General features: G+C 35.7%; 25 protein-coding genes. 16 read left to right on the top strand and 9 right to left on the bottom strand.

Translation table 11 applies throughout. The annotated features are described in order from the left end of the window. Nucleotides 1-2 precede the first annotated feature (2 nt). The 12 genes from EG344_RS03060 to EG344_RS03005 all read left to right on the top strand — a co-directional run bounded on the left by EG344_RS03060 (nt 3) and on the right by EG344_RS03005 (nt 15,002). Nucleotides 3-1,385 (top strand): MFS transporter, encoded by a 1,383-nt coding sequence (locus tag EG344_RS03060; protein ID WP_123908231.1) that lies wholly within the window; start codon nt 3-5, stop codon nt 1,383-1,385. A 308-nt stretch (nt 1,386-1,693) separates the two neighbouring features. Next, nucleotides 1,694-3,223 (top strand): GMC oxidoreductase, encoded by a 1,530-nt coding sequence (locus EG344_RS03055; protein WP_123908230.1) that lies wholly within the window; start codon nt 1,694-1,696, stop codon nt 3,221-3,223. A gap of 4 nt (nt 3,224-3,227) precedes the next feature. Continuing rightward, nucleotides 3,228-4,394 (top strand): MFS transporter, encoded by a 1,167-nt coding sequence (locus tag EG344_RS03050; RefSeq protein ID WP_123908229.1) that lies wholly within the window; start codon nt 3,228-3,230, stop codon nt 4,392-4,394. A gap of 201 nt (nt 4,395-4,595) precedes the next feature. Next, nucleotides 4,596-5,324, top strand: coding sequence for a pirin family protein (locus EG344_RS03045; RefSeq protein ID WP_123860163.1), 729 nt, complete (start codon nt 4,596-4,598; stop codon nt 5,322-5,324). Between the two features lie 103 nt (nt 5,325-5,427). Then, nucleotides 5,428-5,979 (top strand): NADPH-dependent FMN reductase, encoded by a 552-nt coding sequence (locus EG344_RS03040; RefSeq protein WP_123860164.1) that lies wholly within the window; start codon nt 5,428-5,430, stop codon nt 5,977-5,979. A gap of 279 nt (nt 5,980-6,258) precedes the next feature. After that, entirely contained in the window at nt 6,259-7,251 is a 993-nt protein-coding gene (gene purM / locus EG344_RS03035) for a phosphoribosylformylglycinamidine cyclo-ligase (RefSeq protein ID WP_115971124.1), read from the top strand. 66 nt (nt 7,252-7,317) lie between these two features. Beyond that, on the top strand, nt 7,318-7,740 hold the full coding sequence (locus tag EG344_RS03030) for a hypothetical protein (protein ID WP_123908228.1): 423 nt from the start codon (nt 7,318-7,320) through the stop codon (nt 7,738-7,740). A gap of 76 nt (nt 7,741-7,816) precedes the next feature. Next, nucleotides 7,817-8,383 carry a phosphoribosylglycinamide formyltransferase gene (purN, locus tag EG344_RS03025; RefSeq protein ID WP_123908227.1) on the top strand — a complete coding sequence of 189 codons (567 nt, stop codon included), beginning with the start codon at nt 7,817-7,819 and terminating at the stop codon, nt 8,381-8,383. A 175-nt stretch (nt 8,384-8,558) separates the two neighbouring features. Beyond that, nucleotides 8,559-10,076 carry a bifunctional phosphoribosylaminoimidazolecarboxamide formyltransferase/IMP cyclohydrolase gene (gene purH / locus EG344_RS03020; protein WP_123908226.1) on the top strand — a complete coding sequence of 506 codons (1,518 nt, stop codon included), beginning with the start codon at nt 8,559-8,561 and terminating at the stop codon, nt 10,074-10,076. Between the two features lie 88 nt (nt 10,077-10,164). Then, nucleotides 10,165-11,403, top strand: a complete 1,239-nt coding sequence (purD, locus tag EG344_RS03015) for a phosphoribosylamine--glycine ligase (protein WP_123908225.1) — start codon at nt 10,165-10,167, stop codon at nt 11,401-11,403. Nucleotides 11,404-11,565: 162 nt separating this feature from the next. Next, a complete protein-coding gene (gene guaA / locus EG344_RS03010) occupies nt 11,566-13,095 on the top strand; it encodes a glutamine-hydrolyzing GMP synthase (RefSeq protein WP_123908224.1) in 1,530 nt (509 codons plus the stop codon). 398 nt (nt 13,096-13,493) lie between these two features. Further along, the gene (locus EG344_RS03005) at nt 13,494-15,002 is read left to right on the top strand and encodes a bifunctional GNAT family N-acetyltransferase/carbon-nitrogen hydrolase family protein (RefSeq protein WP_123908223.1); all 1,509 of its coding nucleotides are present in this window, start codon (nt 13,494-13,496) and stop codon (nt 15,000-15,002) included. Between the two features lie 118 nt (nt 15,003-15,120). On the opposite strand, the gene EG344_RS23735 is transcribed toward EG344_RS03005, so the two are convergent. From EG344_RS23735 to EG344_RS23725, 3 genes are all read right to left on the bottom strand, one after another. After that, complete coding sequence (locus EG344_RS23735) at nt 15,121-15,282, bottom strand: hypothetical protein (protein WP_164464377.1); 162 nt, start codon at nt 15,280-15,282, stop codon at nt 15,121-15,123. 301 nt (nt 15,283-15,583) lie between these two features. Beyond that, nucleotides 15,584-15,751 (bottom strand): hypothetical protein, encoded by a 168-nt coding sequence (locus tag EG344_RS23730; RefSeq protein ID WP_164464376.1) that lies wholly within the window; start codon nt 15,749-15,751, stop codon nt 15,584-15,586. A gap of 134 nt (nt 15,752-15,885) precedes the next feature. Continuing rightward, a complete protein-coding gene (locus EG344_RS23725; RefSeq protein ID WP_164464375.1) occupies nt 15,886-16,053 on the bottom strand; it encodes a hypothetical protein in 168 nt (55 codons plus the stop codon). Between the two features lie 223 nt (nt 16,054-16,276). Between EG344_RS23725 and EG344_RS03000 the strand changes: the two genes are divergently transcribed. The 3 genes from EG344_RS03000 to EG344_RS02990 all read left to right on the top strand — a co-directional run bounded on the left by EG344_RS03000 (nt 16,277) and on the right by EG344_RS02990 (nt 20,014). After that, the gene (locus tag EG344_RS03000) at nt 16,277-17,926 is read left to right on the top strand and encodes an ABC1 kinase family protein (protein WP_123908222.1); all 1,650 of its coding nucleotides are present in this window, start codon (nt 16,277-16,279) and stop codon (nt 17,924-17,926) included. 95 nt (nt 17,927-18,021) lie between these two features. Then, on the top strand, nt 18,022-18,531 hold the full coding sequence (locus tag EG344_RS02995) for a hypothetical protein (protein WP_228412846.1): 510 nt from the start codon (nt 18,022-18,024) through the stop codon (nt 18,529-18,531). Nucleotides 18,532-18,661: 130 nt separating this feature from the next. Continuing rightward, nucleotides 18,662-20,014: a DEAD/DEAH box helicase gene (locus EG344_RS02990; protein WP_123908221.1), complete on the top strand. Its 1,353-nt coding sequence runs from the start codon at nt 18,662-18,664 to the stop codon at nt 20,012-20,014. Nucleotides 20,015-20,078: 64 nt separating this feature from the next. On the opposite strand, the gene EG344_RS02985 is transcribed toward EG344_RS02990, so the two are convergent. From EG344_RS02985 to EG344_RS02965, 5 genes are all read right to left on the bottom strand, one after another. Beyond that, complete coding sequence (locus EG344_RS02985) at nt 20,079-21,044, bottom strand: tetratricopeptide repeat protein (protein WP_123908220.1); 966 nt, start codon at nt 21,042-21,044, stop codon at nt 20,079-20,081. A 9-nt stretch (nt 21,045-21,053) separates the two neighbouring features. After that, a complete protein-coding gene (locus EG344_RS02980) occupies nt 21,054-21,710 on the bottom strand; it encodes a GDSL-type esterase/lipase family protein (RefSeq protein WP_123908219.1) in 657 nt (218 codons plus the stop codon). Nucleotides 21,711-21,775: 65 nt separating this feature from the next. After that, complete coding sequence (locus tag EG344_RS02975) at nt 21,776-22,252, bottom strand: lipocalin family protein (protein WP_123908218.1); 477 nt, start codon at nt 22,250-22,252, stop codon at nt 21,776-21,778. A gap of 289 nt (nt 22,253-22,541) precedes the next feature. Then, entirely contained in the window at nt 22,542-23,705 is a 1,164-nt protein-coding gene (locus EG344_RS02970) for an iron-containing alcohol dehydrogenase (RefSeq protein WP_123908217.1), read from the bottom strand. A gap of 146 nt (nt 23,706-23,851) precedes the next feature. Next, nucleotides 23,852-24,262 carry a winged helix-turn-helix transcriptional regulator gene (locus tag EG344_RS02965; RefSeq protein WP_123908216.1) on the bottom strand — a complete coding sequence of 137 codons (411 nt, stop codon included), beginning with the start codon at nt 24,260-24,262 and terminating at the stop codon, nt 23,852-23,854. Between the two features lie 100 nt (nt 24,263-24,362). Here EG344_RS02965 and lpdA point away from each other — a divergent pair, with 100 nt between their 5' ends. Next, on the top strand, nt 24,363-25,763 hold the full coding sequence (gene lpdA, locus EG344_RS02960) for a dihydrolipoyl dehydrogenase (protein WP_123908215.1): 1,401 nt from the start codon (nt 24,363-24,365) through the stop codon (nt 25,761-25,763). 108 nt (nt 25,764-25,871) lie between these two features. Here the strand turns inward: lpdA and EG344_RS02955 are convergent, their stop codons facing one another. Continuing rightward, nucleotides 25,872-26,477 carry a hypothetical protein gene (locus EG344_RS02955; RefSeq protein ID WP_123908214.1) on the bottom strand — a complete coding sequence of 202 codons (606 nt, stop codon included), beginning with the start codon at nt 26,475-26,477 and terminating at the stop codon, nt 25,872-25,874. Nucleotides 26,478-26,536: the final 59 nt, after the last annotated feature.

Below are 26,536 nucleotides of genomic sequence, written 5' to 3'. Positions count from 1 at the left end.
CGATGGCTGGAAAAATGAAACCGGAACTTTCACTTACTCAGATTATTAACATGAGTATGGGGTTCCTGGGAATCCAAATGGCATTCGGATTACAGAATGGAAATGCAAGCCGTATTCTTGCTAATTTAGGAGCGGATGTTCACGAATTATCCTGGTTCTGGCTGGTAGCTCCCATTACGGGACTCATTGTGCAGCCTATTATCGGACATATGGGAGATAATACCTGGAGTCCGTTGGGGAGAAGGAAACCTTATTTCCTGATTGGTGCTGTTTTATGCGCTATAGGATTGGTATTGCTTCCGAATGCTGCTTCTGTAACTCAAATGTTTGCCGCTAACGCCCTTTTATTAGCTGTAATTTTCCTGGCGATGATGGATGCTTCCGTAAATGTTGCCATGGAACCCTTCAGAGCTTTGGTGGGTGATATGCTTCCCAAACATCAGGGAACAATCGGGTTTTCGGTACAAACGATTCTGATTGGTTTTGGAGCTGTATTGGGGTCTTATTTACCGGATTGGCTGACTAAATTAGGAGTTTCTAACGTAGCACCTAAAGGTTTTGTTGCTGACAATGTAATTTATTCCTTTTATGTAGGAGCAGTATTACTGATTATTTCTATTCTGTATACCATTATTACAACTAAAGAATACTCTCCTGAAGAATTTGCTGCATTTGAAGATGGAAAAGAGATAGAGCATGAAAAATCTAAATTCTCAGATATCTTTAAAGATTTTGCAGGTATTCCTGCTCAAATGAAAAAACTGGGAATTGTTCAGTTCTTCTCATGGTTTGCATTATTTACGATGTGGGTATTTACCACTAGTGCTTTGGCCACCCATCATTTGGGACTCTCTCCTGAAGATACCCATTCAAAAGCATTCAATGACGCCGGAGATTTAACAGGTAAGCTGTTTGGAATGTACAACCTGTGGGCCATTCCTTTTGCATTTTTATTGACACCGATTGCTAAATGGATAGGTAAGAAGCAGACCCACGCTTTAGCTTTATTATGTGGAGGTTTAGGATTAATTTCTATGTATTTTATTAAAGATGTAGATAATCTATGGATTTCAATGATTGGATTAGGATTTGCCTGGGCCAGTATCCTGGCAATGCCTTATGCAATGTTGATTGAAGTGATTCCACAGAGAAAAATGGGCGTTTATATGGGAATATTCAATTTCTTTATTGTCATTCCGCAGATCATCAATGGTTTATTTGGAGGACCTATTGTAAGCAGTATTTTTGGCAAACAAGCCATGGATTATGTGGTTGTAGGTGGTGTCTGCATGCTGATTGGAGCTGTAGTAACGATGATCTTTGTTAAATCTGAGGATGAAACACCTAAAGAGATTGAAGAAGAGATCAAGCAGGTACATTTTTAGTTAAATATATAAAGACGACAATCGACAAGCATAACATCTATAATAATAGTATCAAAATTCACTAGAAGCGGGCTTTAGCCCGCTTTCATATTTTAAATCCCTTCCAAAACCTATATCATTTTTCATTATAATTTATAATAATCTCACAGATTGGATTAAAAATTAAATTGAGTAATACCTTATTACGTAGATAAAAATCTGCGGAATCTGTGGGAAATGAAAATATATTCAATTGATTGAAAATTAACATTTTGTTAAGCTGGTTCTGACTTTTTTATCTCTAAATTAGATACACCAAATTCTAAAAAATGTACGATATCATCATCATAGGAACCGGAGCCGGGGGTTCTACTATGGCTTATAAACTGGCTGATAGTGGAAAAAATATACTGATTCTGGAAAGAGGAGATTATGTTCCGGTGGAAAAAGAAAACTGGAATTCTGTAGAGGTTTTTCAGAAAAACAGATATACAACAACCGAGGTTTGGCTGGATAAACACGGAAAGACTTTTCGACCAGGAATGCACTATAATGTGGGTGGAAATACCAAATTCTATGGAGCAGCTTTATTTCGTCTAAGAGAAGAGGATTTTAAAGAAATTCAGCATTATGATGGTGTTTCTCCTGCCTGGCCTATCCAATATGATGATTTAAAAGCTTATTATTTGGAAGCCGAAAAACTTTTTTATGTGCATGGAAAAAGAGGATCTGATCCTACTGAGCCTTTTGAATCGGAACCTTATCCTCATTTGCCATTACCTCACGAGCCAAGAATTCAGGAAATTGTTGATGAATTAACAGATTATGGACTGCATCCTTTTGAATTGCCCATCGGAGTCAACTTTAAGCCTCACAGCACTGCTAATGCTCCTTATACATTAGATCGTTTTGATGGCTTCCCCGATGCTTCTGAAAGAAAAGCAGATGCTCATCTTTGTGCCTTGTCAAAAGCATTGGAATATCCAAATGTAGAATTGATGACGAATGCAAAAGTTGTAAAGCTCAATACCGATAGCTCAGGAAAAAGAATTACTGAAGTTATTATAGAACAGGGAGAAGGCACCAAAGCATTGACCGCAGAGTTTGTTGTTCTTTCAGCAGGAGCAATTAACTCGGCAGCAATATTGTTGCAAAGTAAAAACAATCAGTTTCCCAATGGACTTGCCAATACTTCAGATCAGGTGGGAAGAAATTATATGTTTCATCAGAATACAGCTTTGATCGCTTTGTATACGGAGCCTAATCCTACCAAATTTGGAAAGACATTTGGAATCAACGATTTCTATCATGCCGCCAGAGGATATGAATTTCCTTTAGGACATATTCAGATGTTAGGCAAATCAGATGAAAACCAGATTAAAGCAGACAGCCCGATTCCTGCTCCGGGCTTTACCTTTGATTTAATGGCAAAACATGCGGTTGATTTCTGGCTGACCTCAGAAGATTTACCGGATTCTGAAAACCGGGTAACGGTCGAAGACGGACAAATTAAAATTAGTTACACAGACAATAACCAGAAAGGACATGAGTTTTTAAAAGCAGAATTGATCAAAGCTTTAAAAGCATCAGGGAAATTTGAAAGCTTCCTCTTCAAAGGATATTACTTCAGTAAAGGAATGGATATTGCATCACCCGCCCATCAAAATGGAACAACAAAGATGGGGATTGATCCTGAAACTTCGGTAGTTGATACTTACTGCAAAGCCCATGATCTGGAAAACCTATACATTGTGGACGGCGGATTCTTTGTTTCCAGCGGAGCGGTAAATCCGGCGCTCACGATTATTGCAATGGCCTTAAGAGTGGGAGAGTATCTCAAAAATGATGTTTTAAAGTAAATTGATGGATTCTAAGAAAGTTATTATCATTGTTGTTTTCTTATTGGCTTTCCTGACCGGAGTAAATTTTGTGATTTTTCCGGCATTGGGAAATGCTTTTATGGATTCTTCTTTGTTTGCACTTTCTTCCTCTCAGTTTGGTAATTTATTTGTACCTCAGGTAATCTGTATTATTATTTCCTGTTTAAGTGCTCCGTTTTTGGTTAATAAATGGGGACCTAAGGTAATGCTGGTCATTGGGGTGTTGTTAATGCTTGCCTCAACAGGTACTTTATGGTTTCTGCATTATTTTATAACTGAAAAATCGTTATTGTTTCCTATACTCTTGATTTTAGTTGCCTGTACAGGAATGGGATTTGGGTTTTCCATTACAACCCTCAACCCTTTGGCCGCGAGTTTATTTGAGAAAAAAAACTCTTCAGCTATTTTAATCCTTCAGTTTCTGGTAGGGTTGGGGACGTCAACCTCTCCATTGATGATGAATCTGATAGGAGATGTTAAATATTGGATGTATGTTCCCGGATTAATATTCATTGTGGTGAGCTTTGTTTTCATTGTCTTTTTATTGCTTAAAATTGATAAAGGAACATTTTTCGAGCTTCCTGATCATTTTAAAATTCCTAAAAAGCTATGGATATTTTTTGCTGCTATCATTTTATACGGTTGTGTAGAAGGAACTTTTGGGAGTTTTGGAGGGGTGATTCTTAAAAATAAAGGGTTGGATAATGGTAATGCAAGCCTTGGCTTATCTTTATTCTGGGGTGGAATTGCTTTAAACCGGCTTTTATTCGGAGTTTTTTCTAAAAAATTTGACTTGTCTTTATTCTTTATAACCGCTCCACTTTGGGTAGGTCTTTTACTTTTACTGCTGCTGATCTATCCCAATATCCATATTTTGTTACTGATGATGTTCTTAATAGGCTTTTTTATGGGAAGCATATTTCCGGGTTCTATCGGATGGGGTACGGTTGAATTTCCAACCTATTCAGTGTTAGTTTCAGGATTTCTTATGGCTGCCAATCAAATCGGAACCGGGATTGTAACGAATGTTCTTGGGCATTTTTCTAATTATATCTCTGTCATTCTTGGAATACTGATAGTGCTGATGTTGATTATCTGTGTCTTATTCTTTTATTTGAAGAAAGGGTCTAAAATTAAAGAAGCATTTTAGGAAAAGGAGATGAGAGTTGGCTGGAATCTGAAAAACAGGAAGAATAAACATAAACATCTGTAAAATTTGTGTGATCTGCGAGACAACTACCCTAATCATTATCTTTCACAGCCTTCTTTGCCCTTAAGTTTCCTTTCTTATCTTACATCAACTTTTTATGACCATTCCATCCCGTACATTTGTACCATAAATAATCAAGAAATGAAAACAGTATATCATAAAGCAGATTCAAGAGGCCATGCTAATCATGGTTGGTTAAACTCTTACCACACATTCAGTTTTGCAAACTATCAGAACAAAGACAGAATGAATTTTGGAGTATTGAGAGTATTGAACGACGATACCGTTTCTCAGGGAATGGGATTCGGGACACACCCGCACAGGGATATGGAAATTATTTCCATTCCTTTAGAAGGAGATCTGGAACATAAAGATTCAATGGGTACTACGGCGGTAATTAAAAAAGGGGAGATTCAGGTGATGAGTGCCGGAACCGGAGTACAACATAGTGAATACAACAAAAATAAAGACGAAGAAGTAAAGTTCTTACAAATCTGGGTGTTCCCTAAAGAATTGAATGTTGCGCCAAGATATGACCAGAAAAGCATTAAAGAAGGTGAAAAGATCAATGGATTCCAACAGATTTTATCACCTAATAAAAATGATGACGGAGTATGGATTCATCAGGATGCGTGGTTTAATATCGCCAACTTCAAAAAAGGAAACGGTAAAAATTATATGTTGAACAAAAAAGACAATGGAGTGTACGCATTCGTTTTAAAAGGAAGTGCAAAAGTAGGAGACCGTGTACTGAATGAAAGAGACGGATTGGGAATCTGGGATACCCAAAGCTTTAATATTGAAGCTATAGAAGACACTGAAATATTATTAATGGAAGTACCGATGGAGTTGCCTTCTTATCTTAAATAAAAAACTAAATTTGTATCCTTAAAAATTAAAAATAATATAAAATCAACATGAGTGAAATCATTACACATGTTGATTTTATATAACTTAAAAATAAATACTACATATGAAAATCTTAGCAATAGCAGGAAGTAATTCAGAAGTTTCAATGAACAAGCAGTTGGTAGCTTATGCGTCAACATTATTTGATAAAGGAGAAGTAGAAGTGATTGATTTAAATCCTTTCGAAATGCCAATCTATAAGCATGAAAGAGAATTAGCAGGAGGAGTTCCTCAGGAAGCACATGATTTTGCTGCAAAAATTGATGGCGCAGATTTACTATTAGTTTCTTTGGGAGAGCATAACGGTACGTATTCTACAGCATTCAAAAATGTATTTGATTGGGTATCCAGAATCAAAGACAGAACCGTATGGAATGAAGTTCCAATGCTATTGATGTCTACATCACCAGGAGGTAGAGGTGGAGCAGGAGTTTTGGAAGCTGCCTCTAAGCGTTTTCCTTTTCATGGTGGAAATGTGGTAGAAACTTTCTCACTTCCTTTCTTCAATGATAACTTTGATAAAGCTGAGCAAAAAATCTCTAATGCTGAGAAAAACAGTGAATTAAAAGAAAAAATAAAGAAGATTGCGGCGATTGAAACCATCCTTGAAAAATAGAATTTGAATATTCATTTAAAATTACTATTTTTGCAAAAAGAAAAGAGATGAAAATTCAGACCTCCTATAAACAATGTTTTTCTCATAAAGGGAAAATTGTGGGCTCTGAAATTCTGAGATAAAATAACGGCCGATAATCTGAAAAGATTGTCGGCTTTTTTGTTTTCTAAATTTGAAATAAAAAGTAAATTGAAATATATAAAGATAGTAAGACTACAGGCATCAGATCATAAATAATCTGAGAACTGGAATCTGATAATCTAAAAAATCTAAGCAGACATGAGCAACACTTACAAATCAGCAGGAGTAGACAAAGAAGAAGGATACAAAACGGTTGACAAGATTAAAAAAGCAGTTGGCGAAACCCACAATTCCAATGTGTTGAATCACTTGGGAAGTTTTGGTGCTTTCTATGAAATCGGTGGATATAAAAATCCGGTTCTTGTTTCAGGAACAGATGGAGTAGGAACGAAACTGAAAGTAGCTTTGGATACCAAAAAATATGACTCTATAGGAGTAGACTGTTTCGCAATGTGTGCCAATGATATTCTTTGCCACGGTGCTAAGCCATTATTCTTCTTAGATTATTTAGCTTGTGGAAAGTTGGATTCTGAAATTGCAGCTGAAATTGTTCTTGGAATGGTAAATGCTTGTAAAGATAACAACTGTGCATTAATCGGTGGTGAAACTGCTGAAATGCCGGGAATGTACCAGCCTGGAGATTATGATGTTGCCGGATTCTGCGTAGGAATTGTAGAAAAAGACCAGATCATTGATGGTTCAAACATCAAAGCAGGTAACAAAATTATTGCATTGCCAAGCTCAGGATTTCACTCCAACGGATTCTCTTTAGTAAGAAAAGTATTCCCGAACTTCGAAGAGGAGTTTGAAGGAAAACCTTTATATGAAACTCTTTTAGTTCCCACAAGATTATACTTCAAAGACATTCATAAAGTATTGGAAGAAGTAAAAGTAGGTGGAATTGCTCACATTACAGGAGGAGGATTGTACGAAAACGTACCAAGAATTATTCCTGAAGGGCTTTGTGCTTCTATCGACGGTTCTAAAATCAGAATTCCAAGTGTAATGCTTGAGCTGGAGAAGAGAGGTGGAATTGCTCGTGAAGAAATGCACGGTACTTTCAACATGGGTGTAGGAATGGTAATCGTTGTAGATGCTGAACATGCTGAAAAAGTATTACACCTTTTAGATGATGCTTACGAAATCGGAGAAATCACTGAAGGAGCAGAGAAAATCAATTTATCACTATAATAATTTAACAATGTACCAATTAAAATCATTGTTACATTGCTAGACTGATACATTGTTACATTCAAAATGAACAAATCCATCCGCTACTTTCTCATAATAATAGTACTTCTCGGAGTCGGATATTGGGGATTTTATAGCTGGAAACATAAAACATCTTTAGGAGAACTCATTACCATCGAAGCCACATTTATGCAATATGCCTGCGGAGATGAAAATGATGATGCAAAAGTTGAAAAAGTAAGTGATCCGAGATATAACCTTTTATTAGGAAAAGATATAAATCCTGAAACGTCGGTACCAGAAGGATTTCAGACTTTAGAGTTGAAGGATTACTTTTATGATAACCGTACCGATCAATACCATATGACCTATAGGTTGAAGGGACGTTTGGAAATCAATTCAAAATCAGGATGTGATGATTTTGCTCCAAGGTTTTATGTTGAGGAAATAGAAAGACTGGATGGAACACATCGGGTAATAATAAAATAAATCAAACAGGAGACTGTAAGATGTAAAAAAAGCCTTGTCAAGGTTTTAAATCTTAACAGAAGGCTATCAAATAAATATGAAGAACATTGTAGTGCTTGTATCTGGTTCAGGAACCAATCTGCAGAGAATCATTGATACCATTGAAGCTGGAGAAATTCAGAATGCAAAAGTGTCTTTAGTCGTGGCAGACAGAGAATGTTTCGGATTGGAAAGAGCGAAGAATCATAATATAGAAAACATAGTGATTCCAAGAGGAAAGAATTTCAGCAGCGAATTGGCTAAAGTAATTCCACAAAATACAGACCTTATTGTATTGGCAGGGTTCCTATCCATTTTAAAACCTGAATTCTGCGAAAACTGGAACGGTAAAATAATCAATATTCATCCGGCATTGCTTCCGAAATTTGGAGGAAAAGGAATGTGGGGAATGAACGTTCATAATGCTGTTATTGAAGCTAAAGAGGTAGAGAGTGGGGCAACAGTTCATTTTGTAACACCGGGTATTGATGAAGGAGAGGCTATTCTTCAGAAATCTTTTGAAGTAACGGCAGAGGATACTCCCGAAACCTTAGCCCAGAAAGTTCACCAGATTGAATATGAAATATTTCCGTTAGCGATCAATAAAGTCCTGGGAAATAAATAATATACCAATATAACAATGTATCAGTTTACCAATAATTGTAATTGTCATTCTGAGCATAGCGAAGAATCTCATTGTTATATTGAAAAAAAAATCTAAGTAAAATAAAAAGTAATCCGGAGGTGAAAGACCCGGATACAGTTTGAAATAACTGTGAAAAGTAAAAATCGAAAGTAAAATGAGTAAAAAGAGAGTTTTAATCAGTGTTTCTGACAAAAGTGGATTAATTGAATTCGCACAGTTTTTGGAAGCTCAGAATTATGAGTTGATCTCCACAGGAGGAACGTTCAAACATTTGAAAGACGCTGGTTTAAATCCAATTCAGATTGATGAGGTAACCAATTTCCCTGAAATGTTGGACGGAAGAGTGAAAACTTTACATCCAAAAGTTCACGGTGGACTGTTAGCGGTTCGTAACAACGAAGAGCACATGAAAACTGTTCAGGAGCACGGAATTGGTCTGATTGACATGGTGATCGTAAACCTTTATCCTTTCTTTGAAAATGTGAACAAAAACATTTCTTTACATGAGAAAGTAGAGTTTATCGATATCGGAGGTCCATCAATGCTTCGTTCTGCAGCGAAAAACTTTGATTCTGTTACGGTAATTACTGATGTAGAAGATTATACAACAGTAAAAATAGAAATGGAGCAAAACGGGGATACTTATATTGAAACCCGTAAGAAGCTTGCAGGAAAAGTATTCAACCTTACATCAGCTTATGATGCTGCTATTTCAAGAATGCTTTTAGATGAGGAATATCCAACGTATTTAAATGCATCTTACAAAAAAGTTTCTGACCTTAGATACGGTGAAAACCCTCACCAGTCAGCAGCTTACTATGTTTCTACTTTCGAGAACGGAGCGATGAAAGACTTCGAACAGCTTGGAGGTAAAGAGCTTTCTTTCAATAACCTTCGTGATATGGACCTTTGCTGGAAAGTAGTTACTGAGTTCAAAGAAGAGATGGCTTGTTGTGCAGTAAAACACTCTACCCCTTGTGGAGTAGCGATTGGTACATCTGCATTAGAAACTTATCAAAAAACTTTCGAATGTGATCCGGTTTCTATCTTTGGCGGAATTGTTGCTATGAACTATAAGATCGATGCTGCAACGGCTGAAGAGCTGAATAAAACATTCCTTGAGATTGTAATGGCTCCGGATTTCGACGAAGAAGCTCTTGAAATTTTAAGAAAAAAGAAAAACCTGAGAATCATCAAAATCGTAAACCCTGTTTCTGACAAGAAAACATGGGTAAAAGTAGACGGTGGTATCTTGGTTCAGGATAATGATTTACACTTCTCGGATGACATCAAAGTAGTTACTGAAACTCAGCCTACAGAAGAACAGAAAAAAGCATTGCTTTTCTCTCAGAGAGTTGTGAAATATGTGAAATCTAACGCTATTGTGGTTTCCAACGGGATCCAGGCTTTTGGAATCGGAGGTGGACAGGTAAACAGAATCTGGGCTACACAACAGGCAATTGAAAGAGCAAAAGAAAAATTCACAGGAGATTTGGTACTCGCTTCTGATGCATTTTTCCCTTTCCGTGATGTCGTAGATTTCTGCGCTCAGGAAGGTATCAAAGCAATCATTCAGCCTGGAGGAAGTGTAAAAGATCAGGACAGTATAGAAGCTGCTAATGAGCACAGTATTCCAATGATGTTTACTGGGGTTAGACACTTTTTCCACTAATTAAAATAGAATTAAAAATAATTAGGGATTGTAATTTTAGCATCCAAAATTATATATTTGTAGAATAAGACTAGATAATAAATAAAGTATGAGAATATTAATCATAGGTGAAGGCGGTAGAGAGTCTGCTTTAGCAGCAAAGCTTCAGAATGACCCAAGAATTTCTAAAATGTTTTTTGCTAACGGGAATGCTACTACCGATGCAATAGGGAAAAATGTTCATTTATCAGAAATCAAAGAACTTAGAGATTTCGCTATTAAAGAGAAGGTTGATTTAACCATCGTTGGCCCGGAAGCTCCATTGGTAGCAGGGATCAAGGATGAGTTCAAAAAGCATGACCTTAAGGTTTTCGGACCTACTCAGAAAGTAGCAAGCCTGGAAGGAAGTAAGGCTTTCTCTAAGAAATTTATGCAGACCTATGATATCAAGACAGCTAAAGCGGTAGTATTTGATTCATATAACGAAGCAAAAGAATATATCCAGACACAGCCATATCCTTTAGTGATTAAGGCAAGTGGTTTAGCAGGTGGAAAAGGGGTTGTTATCTGTGACAACCTTGAAGAAGCTGAAGCTACGATCCACGACTTCATGATCAGAAGAATCTATGGAGACGCTGGTATCCGTTTGGTAATCGAAGAATATTTACAAGGTTTTGAAGCATCCATCATCGCTTTCTCAAACGGTGAAAAATTGTTCCCTTGTATTGCGGCAAAAGATTATAAGAAAGCTGGAAACGGAGATACAGGACCAAATACAGGAGGGATGGGTTCAGTGGCTCCAAGCCCGGAATTCACTCAGGGACACTATGCTGATTTTGAACAAAATATTTTAGAACCTACTATTAAAGGTCTTAAAGCAGAAGGATTCAGTTTCAAAGGAATCATTTTCTTCGGATTAATGGTGACTAAGAACGGAGCTTATCTTCTTGAATACAACATGAGATTCGGAGATCCTGAAACTCAGGTATTGATGGCGCTTATGGAAAACAATCTTTTAGATGTGATCCAGGACTGTATGGATGGAAAAGACATCCAGCTTAAGTTTAAAGACGAAAAAGCAGTTTGTTTGGTAATGTGTTCAGGAGGTTACCCAAGAAACATTGAAACAGGCTTCGAAATTACAGGAGAAGACAAAGTAAAACACAGTAAACTGTTATATGCAGGAGCTATCACAAAAGGAGATAAAGTAGTTTCCAATGGTGGTAGAGTATTGAACATCGTAGCTACAGGTGCTACTTTCGAAGATGCCCGCAAAAAAGTTTACGAAGACGCAGCCCACGTACATTTCGATTACGGCTTCTATAGAGAAGACATCGGAAAGTTTTAATAAAAATCACGAAAAAAGATTTGGAGTCATTCCAAGTCTTTTTTTGTAAAGCAGTTAATAATTAGAAATAAGAACTCAGGTGACAGTATCCGGACTTCAGATTAATAATCTGAAATCTGAGGTCTGAAATCTGATATCTTTCAAACAAATCAATCATCAAAAATGAACAACGGTATTATTATTTTAGATTTCGGATCCCAGTACAACCAGCTTATCGGAAGAAGAATCCGTGAGATGGGTGTGTACTCTGAAATCTTACCATTCAATACACCTTTACAAGATATTTTAGCAAAGCAGCCAAAAGGAATTATCCTTTCCGGGGGACCAAGTTCTGTAAACGCAGAAAATGCTCACCTGGTTGAAAAAGAATTATACGAACAGGGAGTACCTGTTTTGGGTATTTGCTATGGAATGCAGATGACTGCTCACCTTTTAGGAGGAAAAGTAAACAAAGGAGAGAAAGGGGAGTATGGAAAGGCTAATCTTGAGATCGTTAAAGAGAGCTCTTTATTAAAAGGAGTAACTCAGAACTCTGTAGTTTGGATGAGCCACTTTGATGAAGTTGGAGAACTGCCCGCAGGTTTTGAACTAAACGCAAAATCAGGAGTTATTGCTTCTATTTCCAATGAAGATAAAAAAATCTTCTGCGTTCAGTTTCATCCGGAAGTTTCCCATACGGAAGAAGGAGGAAAAATGCTTGAAAACTTCGTATTCGGAATCTGTAATGCAGAGAAAAACTGGAAACTGACCAACTATATTGAGAAAACAGTTGAAGAAATCCGTGAAAAAGTAGGAGACAACAAGGTTATCCTTGGTCTTTCAGGAGGTGTTGATTCATCTGTAGCGGCTGTTTTAATTCATAAAGCAATCGGAGATCAGCTAACTTGTATTTTTGTTGATACAGGATTACTGAGAAAAGATGAAGGGAAAAAAGTAATGGATCAGTATGGAGAGCACTTCCATATGAACATTAAAATGGTAGATGCTAAAGAAAGATTTCTTTCAAAATTAGCAGGAGTAGATGATCCTGAAGCGAAGAGAAAAATTATCGGAAACGAATTTATCCATGTATTTGATGAAGAATCTCACAAAATTGAAGGCGCTAAATTCTTAGCTCAGGGAACAATTTACCCTGACGTAATCGAGAGCCAGTCTGTAAATGGACCTTCTGCAGTAATTAAGTCTCACCACAATGTTGGAGGACTTCCTGAAGATATGGAATTCGAGCTATTAGAGCCATTAAGAGAACTTTTCAAGGACGAAGTAAGAAGAGTGGGAGAAGAATTAGGAATTCCTCATCACTTGGTATACAGACACCCGTTCCCTGGACCTGGATTAGGAATCAGAGTATTAGGTGCTGTAGATGCTGAAAAAGTAAGAATCCTTCAGGAGGCTGATGATATTTTCATTGAGGAATTATACAAAAATGACCTTTACGAAAAAGTATCTCAGGCATTCGTAGTATTACTTCCTGTAAAATCTGTAGGAGTAATGGGTGACGAAAGAACTTACGAATACACAGCAGTAGTTCGTTCGGCTAACACGATCGACTTTATGACGGCAACTTGGAGCAGACTTCCTTATGAGTTCTTAGATACTGTTTCCAGCAGAATCATCAACGAAGTAAGAGGGATTAACAGAGTAGCTTACGATATTTCAAGCAAACCACCTGCAACAATTGAGTGGGAATAATTTTGATCTGAATTTTAAATATAAATCCTATCTGTTCATTCAGGTAGGATTTTTTATTAGAATTGTTTTAATGAAAAAATGATAAGTAAAATATTTAAAGTGATTAATAAACAATATATTAATTTGAACAGCACATGCTTATGGTAGATAAGATAGTTTAATAACAATGCTCCTCTTAAATAAAAGTAAAGAATACTTTTACCTCTTGAATATTTATTTCAGATGCTGAAAATATCTTGCCCTTTGTCTAAAGTTTTTTACAAATAGGGCATTCACTTTGATTTAAAAAATTATTACCATTTTTATTTGATGCTTTGGTTAATGTTTTGCTTAATGTTTTGCTTAGTAATTACCTGTTAAAAACAAATTTTCACTAAATTTAAGTAAAAATACACCCAATGCAAATAGAAACAAGACCCCTGACTGTTCAGGATTATGAAGAGTTGGCAGCAACAATGAAAAGAGCGTATCCACAGATGTCGGAATCCATATGGTCTAAGAAAAGTATAGAAAAACTCACAAGAATGTTTCCTGATGGGCAAATCTGTATCACAGTAGATGGAAAACTGGCTGCAGTGGCGCTTTCTATTATTGTAAATTATGACGAATTCGGGGACGATCATACTTATAGTGATATTACAGGGAATTATACCTTCAATACCCACACCTCAAAAGGAAATGTTTTGTATGGAATAGAAGTTTTTGTAGATCCTGAATATCGTGAATTACGTCTTGGGAGAAGACTATATGACGCAAGAAAAGAACTTTGTGAGCTTTTGAATCTGAAATCCATTATTCTGGGGGGTAGAATCCCGAGTTATCATAAATACAGTCACGAACTTTCTCCGAGAGAATATATACGAAGAGTGAGGGACAAGGAAATTTATGATCCTTTGTTGTCTTTTCAGCTTTCAAATAATTTCTTGCCGATCAGGGTGTTAAAAAAATATCTTCCCGAAGATGAAGCATCCAGAGAGAATGCGGTCCTTCTGCAGTGGAATAATATTTATTACAGCAAAAACCCGAATACCATGCAGGATAGTATTATCCGTCTTGGATTGGTACAGTGGCAAATGAGACATTTTAAAGACATAGAAGCCTTTTACGAACAGGTAGAATTTTTCGTTAATGTAATGGGAGACTACAAATCAGATTTCGTGTTGTTTCCGGAACTTTTCAATACACCATTGCTGGCCCCTTTCAATAATCTTTCAGAAAGGGATAGTATGATAGAGCTGGCCAAGCTTACCGAAGAGATTAAAAAGAAAATTTCTGAATTGGCCATCAGCTATAACGTTAATATCATTTCCGGAAGTATGCCTGTTTTCGATAATGATACAAATGATTTGTATAATGTCAGCTATCTTCTTCACCGTGATGGCCGTATGGATGAATATAGGAAAATTCACATTACCCCAAACGAAAAGAGGTATTATGGAATGAAGGGAGGAAGTGAAATAAAAGTTTTTGATACAGATTGTGGTAAAATAGGTCTTGTGATCTGTTATGATGTAGAGTTTCCCGAATTGCCAAGAATTCTTGCGGATCAGGGAATGAAAATACTGTTTGTCCCATATCTTACCGATACTCAGAATGCTTATATGAGAGTTCGCCATTGCGCAGCCGCCAGAGCTATAGAAAACGAATGCTATGTCGCTATTGCAGGTTGTGTAGGAAATCTTCCTAAAGTAAACAATATGGATATTCAGTTTGGGCAGGCAGCTGTATTTACTCCTTCAGATTTTGCGTTCCCATCCAATGCGGTAAAAGGAGAAGCTACTCCTAATACGGAAATGACATTGATTGTAGATGTAGATTTGAATTTATTGAAGGATCTCCATCACAATGGCTCTGTTCAGGTAATGAAAGACCGACGTAGAGATCTTTATGATACTTACCTTAAATAAGTGATATGAACTTATTTTAAATAAAGAAAATCCTGCATAAAAGCAGGATTTTTTAATTAATTTTTAAAAATACGGGTCGCGACCAGGTAATGAATCCTGCTCCTAACGGATGGCAAAGCTATACATACTTCGGACATACTACAGCAGGGCAATAATAACCTGGGCAAAGAGGTCTTCCGTCAGCTGGACAGCACTCATATGTGCAGCCAATGATATGACCTTTTCCTGAAATATCTTTCAGCTGTTCTCTTGACAGTTTGTTTTTGTGTAAATTTTTCATTTTTAATATTTTTTTGGTTAAGTTGTGTAAAATTTAAGAAGACTATTCTTATTAGAAAAACGATATTGTATCCTTTTTATTGTTATAGAGTGTCAGATATAAAAGTTGTTGACTGTGCGGAGCTTAAGATATAACCTAAATAAAATGAATTTTTATATTTGAAAGATTCTGAATAATCACTCTGGGTTATATTTATTGATATTGAAGTAGCCTACAACAGATGTTTTTACTTGTTTAAAAAAAACAAAGCAGAGTGCTCCTGCACTCTGCTTTAATTTTACCTAAAATTTAAAAAAATATCTTATACATACTCCGGGCAAAGAACATCAGGGCAAATAAGTCCTGGGCATGTTGGTCTTCCATCAGTAGGACAGCACTGATTTGAGCAGTTGCCACCGATAATAATACCATTTCCTGAAATTCCCTTTAATTGTTCTCTCGAAAGTTTGCTTTTGTGTAAATTTTTCATATTATTTTTTTGATGAGTTTAATAGTACCTTATAAAATAGGATCTCTTATTTCTTAAATAACGAAGTTATATTGCAAAACAGAATGCAAAAGCATTCTGTTTTTGTTTTACCTAAAATTTTTTGAGCCTATTATTTATATTGCGGGGCAAACCACTGCAGGGCAAATTAAGCCAGGACATTTTGGAAGTCCATCAGTAGGACAGCACTGATATGAGCACTTTCCACCACCGATAATGATTCCGCTTCCTGAAACATTTTTTAATTGTTCTCTTGAAAGTTTGCTGTTGCGTAAATTTTTCATGTTTTAATACTTTTTATTGGTTTGTTTTAAGTTTGTACTTTGTAAATATATAAAATATTATTATATATAGCATTGTTTTTTCACTATGTTTAGAAATAATGATATAAAATGTTGATTATGTGATGAAATTTTTAATCCTATGATCGTAATGTTATGTTTGCCTTTTAATTAAAAATGATTAGGAATAGTTTTTGGAGTAAATTGCACTTATTATTGATACACTATGTTTGATAAGCAACAAAGAAAACTGAAAAGATCCGCAAGACTGATCTCCGTGTTAAGTAAATACGGCTTTAAGGATATTCTTGCAAGAATGAATGGAGGGAATAAACAGGAAGATCTTTCCGGTAATTCTGATGAGATTATTTCAAAAGGAACCGTTTACGAAAGAATCAGGCTGGCTTTAGAAGAATTGGGACCTACTTTTGTAAAGCTTGGACAAGCATTCAGCAATAGGGAAGATCTGTTGCCTCCGGAACTGATTCAGGAATTGCAAAAACTGCAGGATAAAGTGGAAACCGTAGATATGGATGTAGAAGATGCACTGGAAAGTGAGTTTAATATCTCTGTAAAGGATCATTTCATGGAAATTCAGAAAGAGCCTTTAGCCACAGCCTCTATCGCACAGGTTTATAAAGCTGTTTTACTGGATGGAAGCCCGGTTATTTTGAAACTTAGAAAGCCTGATGTTCAGTCAGTGATTGAAGATGACCTATTGCTCATTAAAGATATTGAAAAATTAATTTCAACCTACTCGGAAATAGGAGAGAAGCTGAATCTTAAGCAGGCTATTTCTACATTTGAAAAATCTTTATTAGAAGAAGTTTCTCTAATTAATGAGAAGAATAATATCCAACAGTTTCGCCTCAATTTTAAAAATAATAAAGAAACCTATGTTCCTAAAGTGTACGAAGAATTTTCAAACAACAATATTCTTTGCATGGAATTCATTGATGGAATCAAGGTTACGGATAAAGCTGTTCTTCTGGCTAATGATATTGATCCTGTAAAAGTTTCTGAAACCGGATTAAGACTTTTTGTTTCCCAGATTTTAGATTACGGGTTCTTCCATGCCGATCCGCATGCAGGAAATATTTTAGTAAAAAAGGATGGAAAAATTGTATTTATCGATTTTGGAGCGGTTGGAAAGATTCAGCCCAATGATAAAGAGATTTTGGAAAACCTGATTGTAAGTTTTGTTTCCAAAAATTCACATAAAATAGTCCGTTATCTTAAAAAAATGGCGGTGAGCTACGAAATTCCTGACGAAAGAAGATTTGAAAACGATGTGGAAGACATTCTGAACTTTGTTCACAGCTCATCATTAAAGGAAATCAATGTTCAGGTCATTATCAATAAGATGAAGGATATTTTAAAGGATAACAGGTTGTATATGCCTGATTATTTCTATCTTTTATTTAAAGGAATCAGCCTGATAGAAGGAGTAGGAAGAAATATCAACCCCGATTTGGATATAGTAAAAAGTCTTCATCCATATACTCGAAAGATATTCACTAAAAAGATCAGTCCGAAAAATCTTTTAAAAACCGGAATGGACCGGATGATGAACTTTACAGATAATGTAGATGAAATTCCTAAAGAACTTCGCTCAGTCCTTCAAAAATTGGATGAAAATAAATTTACGGTTTCCAGTGAGATTAAAAATATTGAAAAGACCAATCAGCTGATAAAATCAAGTATTATTAATCTCATTTTAGCCATGATTTTAGGAGCTAATATCATTGCAACAGCAATTGTTTTTGTTTCAGAATCAGGACCGAGAATTGGAGAATTATCTTTAGTGGCTGTTTTAGGATTTGTATTCTCAATTATTTTAATAATCATACTTTTACTCAGAGTAACCAGGAAATAATCGTGAGACAAGTTAAGTGATTCAAGTTGTTGGGACACATATTTTTTGCTTTGAACCCCGAACTTCGTGTCCCACACCAATTTAAAAATATAACAATGAAAAAACTAATGATACCTATTATGCTTTTCTGTGGCGTATTTGCTATGGCTCAGGAAGGAAATCAAGAGAAAATTCAAGGGGATTTTGACGGAAACGGAACGAAAGAATACGTTTATGCTAAGATCAGTGACTGTACCGATGACTGTGACGGTAAATGTGACACTACCATCTATTTCAGTGATAAAAATATAAAGCCGTTCACGATTTCGATGGCTAAAGGAGGAGCTTTATACAATCTGGGAGACCTTAACAATGACGGAAAGGATGAGATTGGTTTTTATCCCAATTGGTGTACAAGCTGTTGGCATTCTTTTTATGCCTATACATTAGGAAAAACAGGATGGAAACCACTTGTAGATCCTATTTCAACACATTGTAACCAGTGGGAAGAAGATAAATTTCCGATTAAAAAAGATCCTAAAAAGAAAGGAAATGTGATTATCACCACCAGTGAATGGAAAGATGATGATATTAAAATAAGCAGTAAAAGTGTAAAGGTCAATTGATAGTTTAAAGATTTCTGGCTTAAATCTTAGGCTTCAACTTTAATTTTGGGGCTGCTTTTTTTTTAAAACCATCATTTCTGTTGCCTGAAACCTGATTTTACATTTTAATATTAATACCTATCTTTGCAAAATGGAAAAACTCACTTTTGCAGATTTTGACCTGCCGGTTAAAATTCTTGATGTTTTAGCAGATTTAGAATTATTTGAACCTACTCCTATTCAGGAGAAGAGCTTAAAGCCTATCCTTTCCGGGAGAGATGTAATGGGAATTGCACAAACCGGAACAGGGAAAACTTTGGCTTATCTTTTACCTGTTCTGAAGACTTGGAAATACAGTAAAACAGGAAATCCAACGGTTCTAGTACTTGTTCCTACAAGAGAATTGGTGGTACAGGTAACAGAAATTCTTGAGAAGCTGACTGAAAATATTACAGCAAGAGTTATTGGAATATATGGTGGTAAAAACATCAATACACAGAAACTTTTATTCAATGACGGATGTGATATTTTAGTAGGAACACCAGGTAGAGTGATGGACCTTTCCATAGACAATGCTATTTCCCTTAAAGAAGTTCAGAAGCTTATCATTGATGAATTTGATGAAATGCTTAACCTTGGGTTCAGACCACAATTGACTCACATTTTTGAAATGATGAAAGAGAAGAGACAGAATATACTTTTCTCTGCAACCATGACAGAAGCTGTAGATGATATGTTGGATGAATATTTTGCAAATCCTATAGAAATTTCATTGGCAAAATCAGGAACTCCGCTTGAAAAAATTGAACAGACTGCTTATAAAGTTGAGAATTTCAATACCAAGATCAACCTTCTTGAGCATTTACTGAAAAATAATGCAGATATGTCTAAGGTGTTGATTTTTAATAATAATAAAAAACACGCAGACCTGCTTTTCACTAAGATTGATGAGCTTTTCCCTGGGCAGTTTGATGTAATTCACTCCAATAAGTCTCAAAACTACAGGCTTAAGGCCATGAAGAGTTTTGAAAATGAAGAGGTCAGAGGTTTGATTACAACAGATGTAATGGCAAGAGGTCTTGATATTTCAAATATTACCCATGTTATCAACTTTGAAACCCCTGATATTCCGGAACAGTATATCCACAGAATCGGTAGAACAGGTAGAGCAGATAAAGAAGGTAAGGCAATGACTTTTGTTACTAAAAAAGAAGAGCCTTTACTTTTGGATATAGAGCTTTTAATGGATAAAGATCTAAAATTTAACGACTTCCCGGAAGATGTTAAAATTAATCCTGTGAAAATTGCTTCTGAGAAAGATGAAGTGGTAATGAAAAATCCTGCACAGGTAAAACTGAACGAGGGTGGAGGAGCTTTCCATGAGAAAAAAGCGAAAAATACCAAAGAAAACTGGGGTGGTCCTTCAAAAAGAAAAGCACCTAAGAAGTTTGGAACCAACAGAGCACAGCAGAAAGCAATCTCTAAATCGAAGAGAAAAAAATAATAAAAAAACGATTCCTGATTTTGGAATCGTTTTTTTTATCAATTTTGGTGATGGGTTTTCATTTTTACTCAAAGTCAATTTTGTTGTCTTTCAAAATTTCTTTAAATCTATCCATTTTATTTTCCTCTTTCATGCTTTTATAGATGTAGCCTATTATGGTTTCTGCATCAGAGCGGTAAGGCGATTTCTGTTCAGTATAAACCCTGTAAGCCTTACAGATGTAATCCAGTCCTTTTTCATTATTTTTCAAATGAGAAAAATAAGTTTGCCCTATTCCATAATAAACCTCCGGATCACCAGGATATATTTTATCGAAATCATTATAAGCATCAATAGCCTTTTGGTATTCCTTTTTATAAACATACGTCAATGCAATATTCTGTAAAGGCATTTTACCTTTTGGATCGATAGCTAAAGATTGTTTATAAGCATTCAGAGCTTTATCATATTCACCTATTCTTCTATAGCAAATACCAAGATTATCCCATGCATATATAAATTTTGGATCAGACTTTACAGCTTGTTCATAATTTAGAATAGCTTCCTTCCAGTTTTCCTTTTTTGAAGCTTCAACAGCTTCCTGATAGAAATCAATGGCAGCTTCATTTTTTGAAAACTTGTCATAATTGGTTTCTGTAGTTTGTGCAGCCTTTTTTACACTTTCACAGTTTTGCAGCAGATAACGTTCAAGTTTATTGTAGCTATCTTTGTACTGTTGTGAGTTTTTATTGGTATCATAAGTAAGGGTAATCTTCTTTTTTCCGTTTACTTCAGGCGTTTTTTCTGAAAGTTTTTCCGCTCCTGATAAAAGAGAGGAAATCTGAAGAGCTCCTGTATATTTGTCAATACAATCATGAACATCTTTTATGATTTCTTCCTTCTTTCGGTTAGAAAAAGCAATAGAATCAGTACATTTACATGCATTCTCTGAAAGTTCCTGGATAATCTTTTTTTCATCAGATTTCTCTTGAGAAAAAGAAAGATAAAATGGTAAAATAAAAGATAAAATGGTTATTGTTTTTTTTATCATGAGATTGGGTTATTTCATATAAGGAGTGATTACTTTAGTCCAGATTTGATATCCTTCCGGTTTAAAGTGAAGCATATCTTCCACAAAAATATCTTTTCTTACCTTTCCGTTAGCATCTTCCATTGCTTTGGTAACATCTATAAACTCAGCATGAGACTGTTTTTTCATAAAAGCTTCAATCCTGGCGTTGGCTTCTTTGATTTGAGGCCAAAGCTTCTCTCTGCTAGGAGAGTATTTCATTGAAATGTAATCTACTTCAATATTAGGGAATCTTTCACGGATTTTTTTGTAAAAGCTTTTGTATCTCTTTACTACTTTTTGTGCCTTCAATTGATGATTATCAGCAAAATCGTTTTCTCCGCAATAGATAATAATTTGCTTAGGTTGATAAGGCGATAAAAGATCATCCGCAAAATAATTAAGATCTGTAAGCCTTGAACCCCCGAAACCTCTGTTGATGATGGTTTTGGTTGGGAAATAATCCGCTACATCAGTCCATTTGGTAAAAGACGAGCTTCCTATTAATAAAATAGCGTTTTGAGGCGGCGGGTTTTGTTGATCTTGTTTTTTAAATTCCTGGATGTCCTGCCAGAACATTGGCTTTTTTTCCTGAGAAAAGGCAATAGTGAAACACAGCAACAGAAATGCTGATAGGATCTTCTTCATTGTATTCAGTTTTAAAATTTGAGATAAAAATAATAAAAAACTCCCGATCAGCGGGAGTTTAAGTTTTATCTTTTATAAGTAATGTACGTGATATCTATAATCTTGTCTTTATCTTTATCATAATTCCCTACTAATTGTGCTAGCCTAAGCTCAGTTTGCGTAAGCATATCAACTCTGAAGCTCATATTTTCAAGCTCTTCATCTCCTGAAAGTTGGATATTCAGGACCTTAGAGTCTGCATTATAAGTGTATTTTCCTTCATTTTTAGCGGCAAATTGGCAATTGGTTCCATCTGGATTTCCGTCATACGCAGTATAACTTACATAATAATCCGTTCTGAAGAAAAGTGTATTTTTAGCACTACATCCTTCCGGAGTTGTTGTTTCAAGCACAGTTTTATTATCTTTTCCTGAAATAATTTCTGTCTTTACTTCTTTCCAATCCCCTTTCATAATATCCATTTCATAAGCTGTAAGGTTATCATCATTACATGAAGTAAGTGCCAGAGCTGAAAAGGCAAATAAAAGTAGCTGTTTTTTCATTTTCACAAATTTAAGAATATGCTAAAATATAAATAAATTTGAAATATATGTAATGAAATGATCTTTTTTTAAACGAATGTTTGTAAATAATATGGCTTAAGTGATTGTGGAGTTAAAAGATTTAGAAATTGGAAATAGGGTATATTATTAGACATTTTTCATTCATTACTATCTAAGATCTAATATTAAGAAGAGCGGACCAAAGCCCGCTCTCTCTTTCATTTTTATCATATGCTTTAGCCAAAACTTAAAGTAATAAAATAACTCTAAATTTTGAATTTTAAACTTATTAATAGCTCATTTCCACAATCTTGGAAGCATCCTGAGGAGTCAGTTTTTTATATTCTCCAAGTCCCAGCCACTTTCTATCTGTAAAAGCTTTTTCCACCCTTTCAGCAGTTCCTTTATAGTCTTCTGTATATTCTGAAAGTTTGGTTTTGATATGCAGGCTGTGAAAGAATTCTTCAAGTTTTTTAATTCCTAATTCCGCTTTTTCTTCAGTGCTTCCTTCTTTAATTCCCCATACTCTTTCAGCATATTGAGCCAGTTTTCCTTTTTTATCCTCAAAGTTGTAACGATAGTGAGAAGGTGCAATGATCGCTAGGGTTCTGGCATGGTCTATACCGAAGTAAGCTGTTAATTCGTGGCCCATAGCATGTACAGCCCAGTCTGTAATAACTCCTTTTTGAATCAAACCGTTTAATGCCATAGTACAGCACCACATAAAGTTTCCGGCAGCGTCATAGTTGAAATCATCAGCCAGTACTTTTGGAGCCGTTTCCTGAAGGCTAATCAGGATGCTTTCAGCAATTCTTTCCTGAAGATCAGCAGAAGATGGAGCAGTCATATATTGTTCCAACACATGAGTATAGGCATCCGTAATTCCGTTTACAATCTGGTTTTTAGGAATAGATCTGATGACTTCAGGATCTAAAACAGAGAATTGTGGGAAAAGTCCCGGACCTCCTGAAGATAACTTTTCATTGGTTTCTCTTCTGGAAATTACATATCCAGAGTTCATTTCCGAACCGGTTGCAGGAAGGGTTAGAATACTGCCAAACGGCATTCCTTCCCCTTCAAAAGTTCTTACCTGCTTTCTCAGAATATCCCACGGTTCACCATCATAATGGGCTGCTGCAGAGATGAATTTCGTTCCGTCAATTACAGATCCACCACCCACGGCAAGAAGATAGTTGATATTATTTTCCTTGATGAAGCTGATGGCATTAATTAAAACTTCATATTCAGGATTGGCAGGAACTCCACCGAATTCATAAAGATCATAGTCTTTTAAAGCTTCTTTTACCTGGTCATAAACCCCATTATTTTTGATGCTTCCACCACCGTAGATCATTAATATTTTGGCATCTTTAGGAATTTCATTGGAAATTTTAGCGATTTCGCCCTTTCCGAAAAGTATTTTGGTCGGATTTTTAAACTCGAAATTAAGCATTGTTCTAAATTTATTTAACCCAAATTTACGGAATGAAAAGAGAAAATTAAGTTAATGAAATTTTAAAATTGCTATGACTTAATTTCATGAAAGCTATCAAATACTTATTTCCCAATCCGGTTCTAATGATAATGGTTTGAGTGTCTTTATTTAACCTCATTGGAAAGATAAGTTTTTGCCCTTTTGATGAAAGCTTCTTTATCTCTTTTAATATCTTCCAATAGTTTTTTTCTTTCCTCGGGAATTATCAGATACTTGTCTCCCCACAGATTGATCTCAACAATAATAGGAATCAGATCAATGCCTTTTTCTGTAAGATGGTATAATATCTTCAACTTATTTTCAGGATGATCTTTTTTATCAATAATTCCATTTTCCAATAGATTCTGAAGTCTTGTCGCCAGAATATTGGATGCTATTTTTTCATCAGCTTTCTGAAGGTCTCCGTAGGTGCATTCTTTATTCAGCATCAGATCACGGATGATTAGCAAAGACCATTTATCACCCCATATTTCCAGTGAACAGCTGATAGGACAGTCTGACCTTTTTTTACTCATTATTTTTTATTTTAAAAATATTACTTGCAAAATGAAAGTATTTAATTAAATTTACTTTTATTTTGCAAGTAAATTTAATCATAAATAATTAATAAATCAAATGGAATATTATGACATTGCCGTGATTGGCTCAGGACCCGGAGGATATGTTGCAGCGATAAGAAGTGCACAATTAGGTTATAAAACAGTAATTATTGAAAAATATGAAACATTGGGCGGAACCTGTACCAATGTAGGCTGTATCCCAACAAAGGCTTTGCTGGATAGCACTCATCATTATGCAGAAGCGCATCATAAATTTAAAGAACATGGAATTCAACTTGATAAGATTGAGCTTGATTTTGCCCAGATGTACAAAAGAAAATCTGAAGTAGTAGCTAAAAACACCAGCGGACTTGATTTTTTAATGAGTAAAAATAAAATTACCCGTCTGAAAGGCACCGCTGGCTTTATCAGTAATACAAATATTAAAGTTGTTAATGAAACAGAATCCAAAGAGATCACTGCCAAAAATTATATTATTGCAACAGGTTCAAAACCCTCAACCATTCCGGGAGTAGAAATTGATAAAAAGAGGATTATTACTTCCACAGAAGCCTTATCTCTGAAAGAAAAACCGAAATCTATGGTTATCATTGGCGGAGGAGTCATAGGAGTAGAAATGGCTTCCATCTTTAATCGAATTGGCACTCAGGTTATCATTCTTGAATATGCAGATCATCTGATTGCGGGGATGGATCATGAATTAGGAAAAACCCTTCAGAAAATCCTTAAAAAAGAAGGAGTTGATATCCGCTTAGGACAGGCTGTTTATAAAACTGAAAGTTCAGATGCGGAAGTTAAAGTATTCTTTAAAGATAAAAATGGGACAGAAAATAAATTAGAGGCTGATTATATTCTGGTAGCAGTTGGAAGAAGTCCCTACGTAAAAGGATTGGGATTAGAAAATACAGATGTACAGCTGGATGATCGTGGATTCATTAAAGTGGATGAAAGCAATCGTACTTCCGTTTCAAATATCTATGCGATAGGGGATGTAATAGGCGGAGCAATGCTTGCCCATAAAGCGGAAGAAGAAGGTGTTTTGGTAGCAGAAACAATTAACGGACAAAAACATCATATCCATTATGACAGAATTCCATCTGTGGTATATACCTGGCCGGAAGTAGCATCCGTTGGATACACTGAAGAATATCTAAAAAAGAATAATATAGCTTATCATGTTGGTAAATTCCCGTTTTCAGCGAGTGCAAGAGCAAGAGCTTCCATGGATACGGATGGGTTTGCAAAAGTATTAGTGGATCCAAAATATGGAGAGGTACTTGGGGTACATATCATCGGAGCACGAGCAGCAGATCTGGTTGCTCAGGGGGTAATTGCGCAGGAATATGAGGTGACAGCAGAAGATATGTTCCGTATTTCTTATGCGCATCCAACGTATTCAGAAACATTGAAAGAAGCGTATCTGATGGCATCAGGACAAGGAGCGATTAATATCTAATGCTAAATGCTTTAAATTGCCACGAATGCACGAATAAAATCGTTGGTGCATTCGTGGCAAAAAATAACATATATTTTTTGTGAAAAAAATGGGGGTATATTATGAAAGTTATAAAGTGGTACAATCTTCACTTTTTGAATAAATACCCTTGCTTTTGGCTTCCAGTTTTCCTGTCTTTCTATTGATCTTAATTAAAAATGATTCCTTCGTCACAGGACAGCCTTTAGCCTGTAAAGCGTACAGTGAAATAAATTGGTCTTCAATTTTATAAGACCCTGTAAAACGGTTTTGCGTATCAATAGAGTAACCATACGTCTTAGCCATTAAAATGGCTTCGGGAAGGTTGTCAACTGTTCCGATGAAATCCCTTAATTGCTGTTCATTGGAAAAATAAACGGTTCTGTCTTTTTTGCAGGCAAGAATATAGGAAAAGCAATGATTGCCAATACATTTCTGAAAGAATCCTTTTTCAGGAGCCGGATCATTAATCGTCATAAAAAGAGGAGCCTGGCTTTCATAGATAATAGCTTTGTCCGGATCATCATCATTGGTAAGTACTCTCCAATATTCGTAATCTTTATTGGGAATGACAAAAGGGTAAAGGTATTCTGTGGTATCCAGAATATTCGGGATCTTTTTATAATCATCAGGAACCGTGATCTGTGCAGAAAGCAGATTGGTAAGGATCAGGGAAAGTGTGATGATAATTTTCATAAAGAAAGGTGTTTTCAGGACAAATTTACGAAAATTACTGATGCTTCTTAATGCCTCAG

The sequence above is a fragment of the Chryseobacterium sp. G0162 genome, assembly GCF_003815715.1.
Lineage (GTDB): Bacteria > Bacteroidota > Bacteroidia > Flavobacteriales > Weeksellaceae > Chryseobacterium.
The sequence above is the reverse complement of the archived record's forward strand: the minus strand, read 5'-3'. Positions and strand labels throughout refer to the sequence as shown.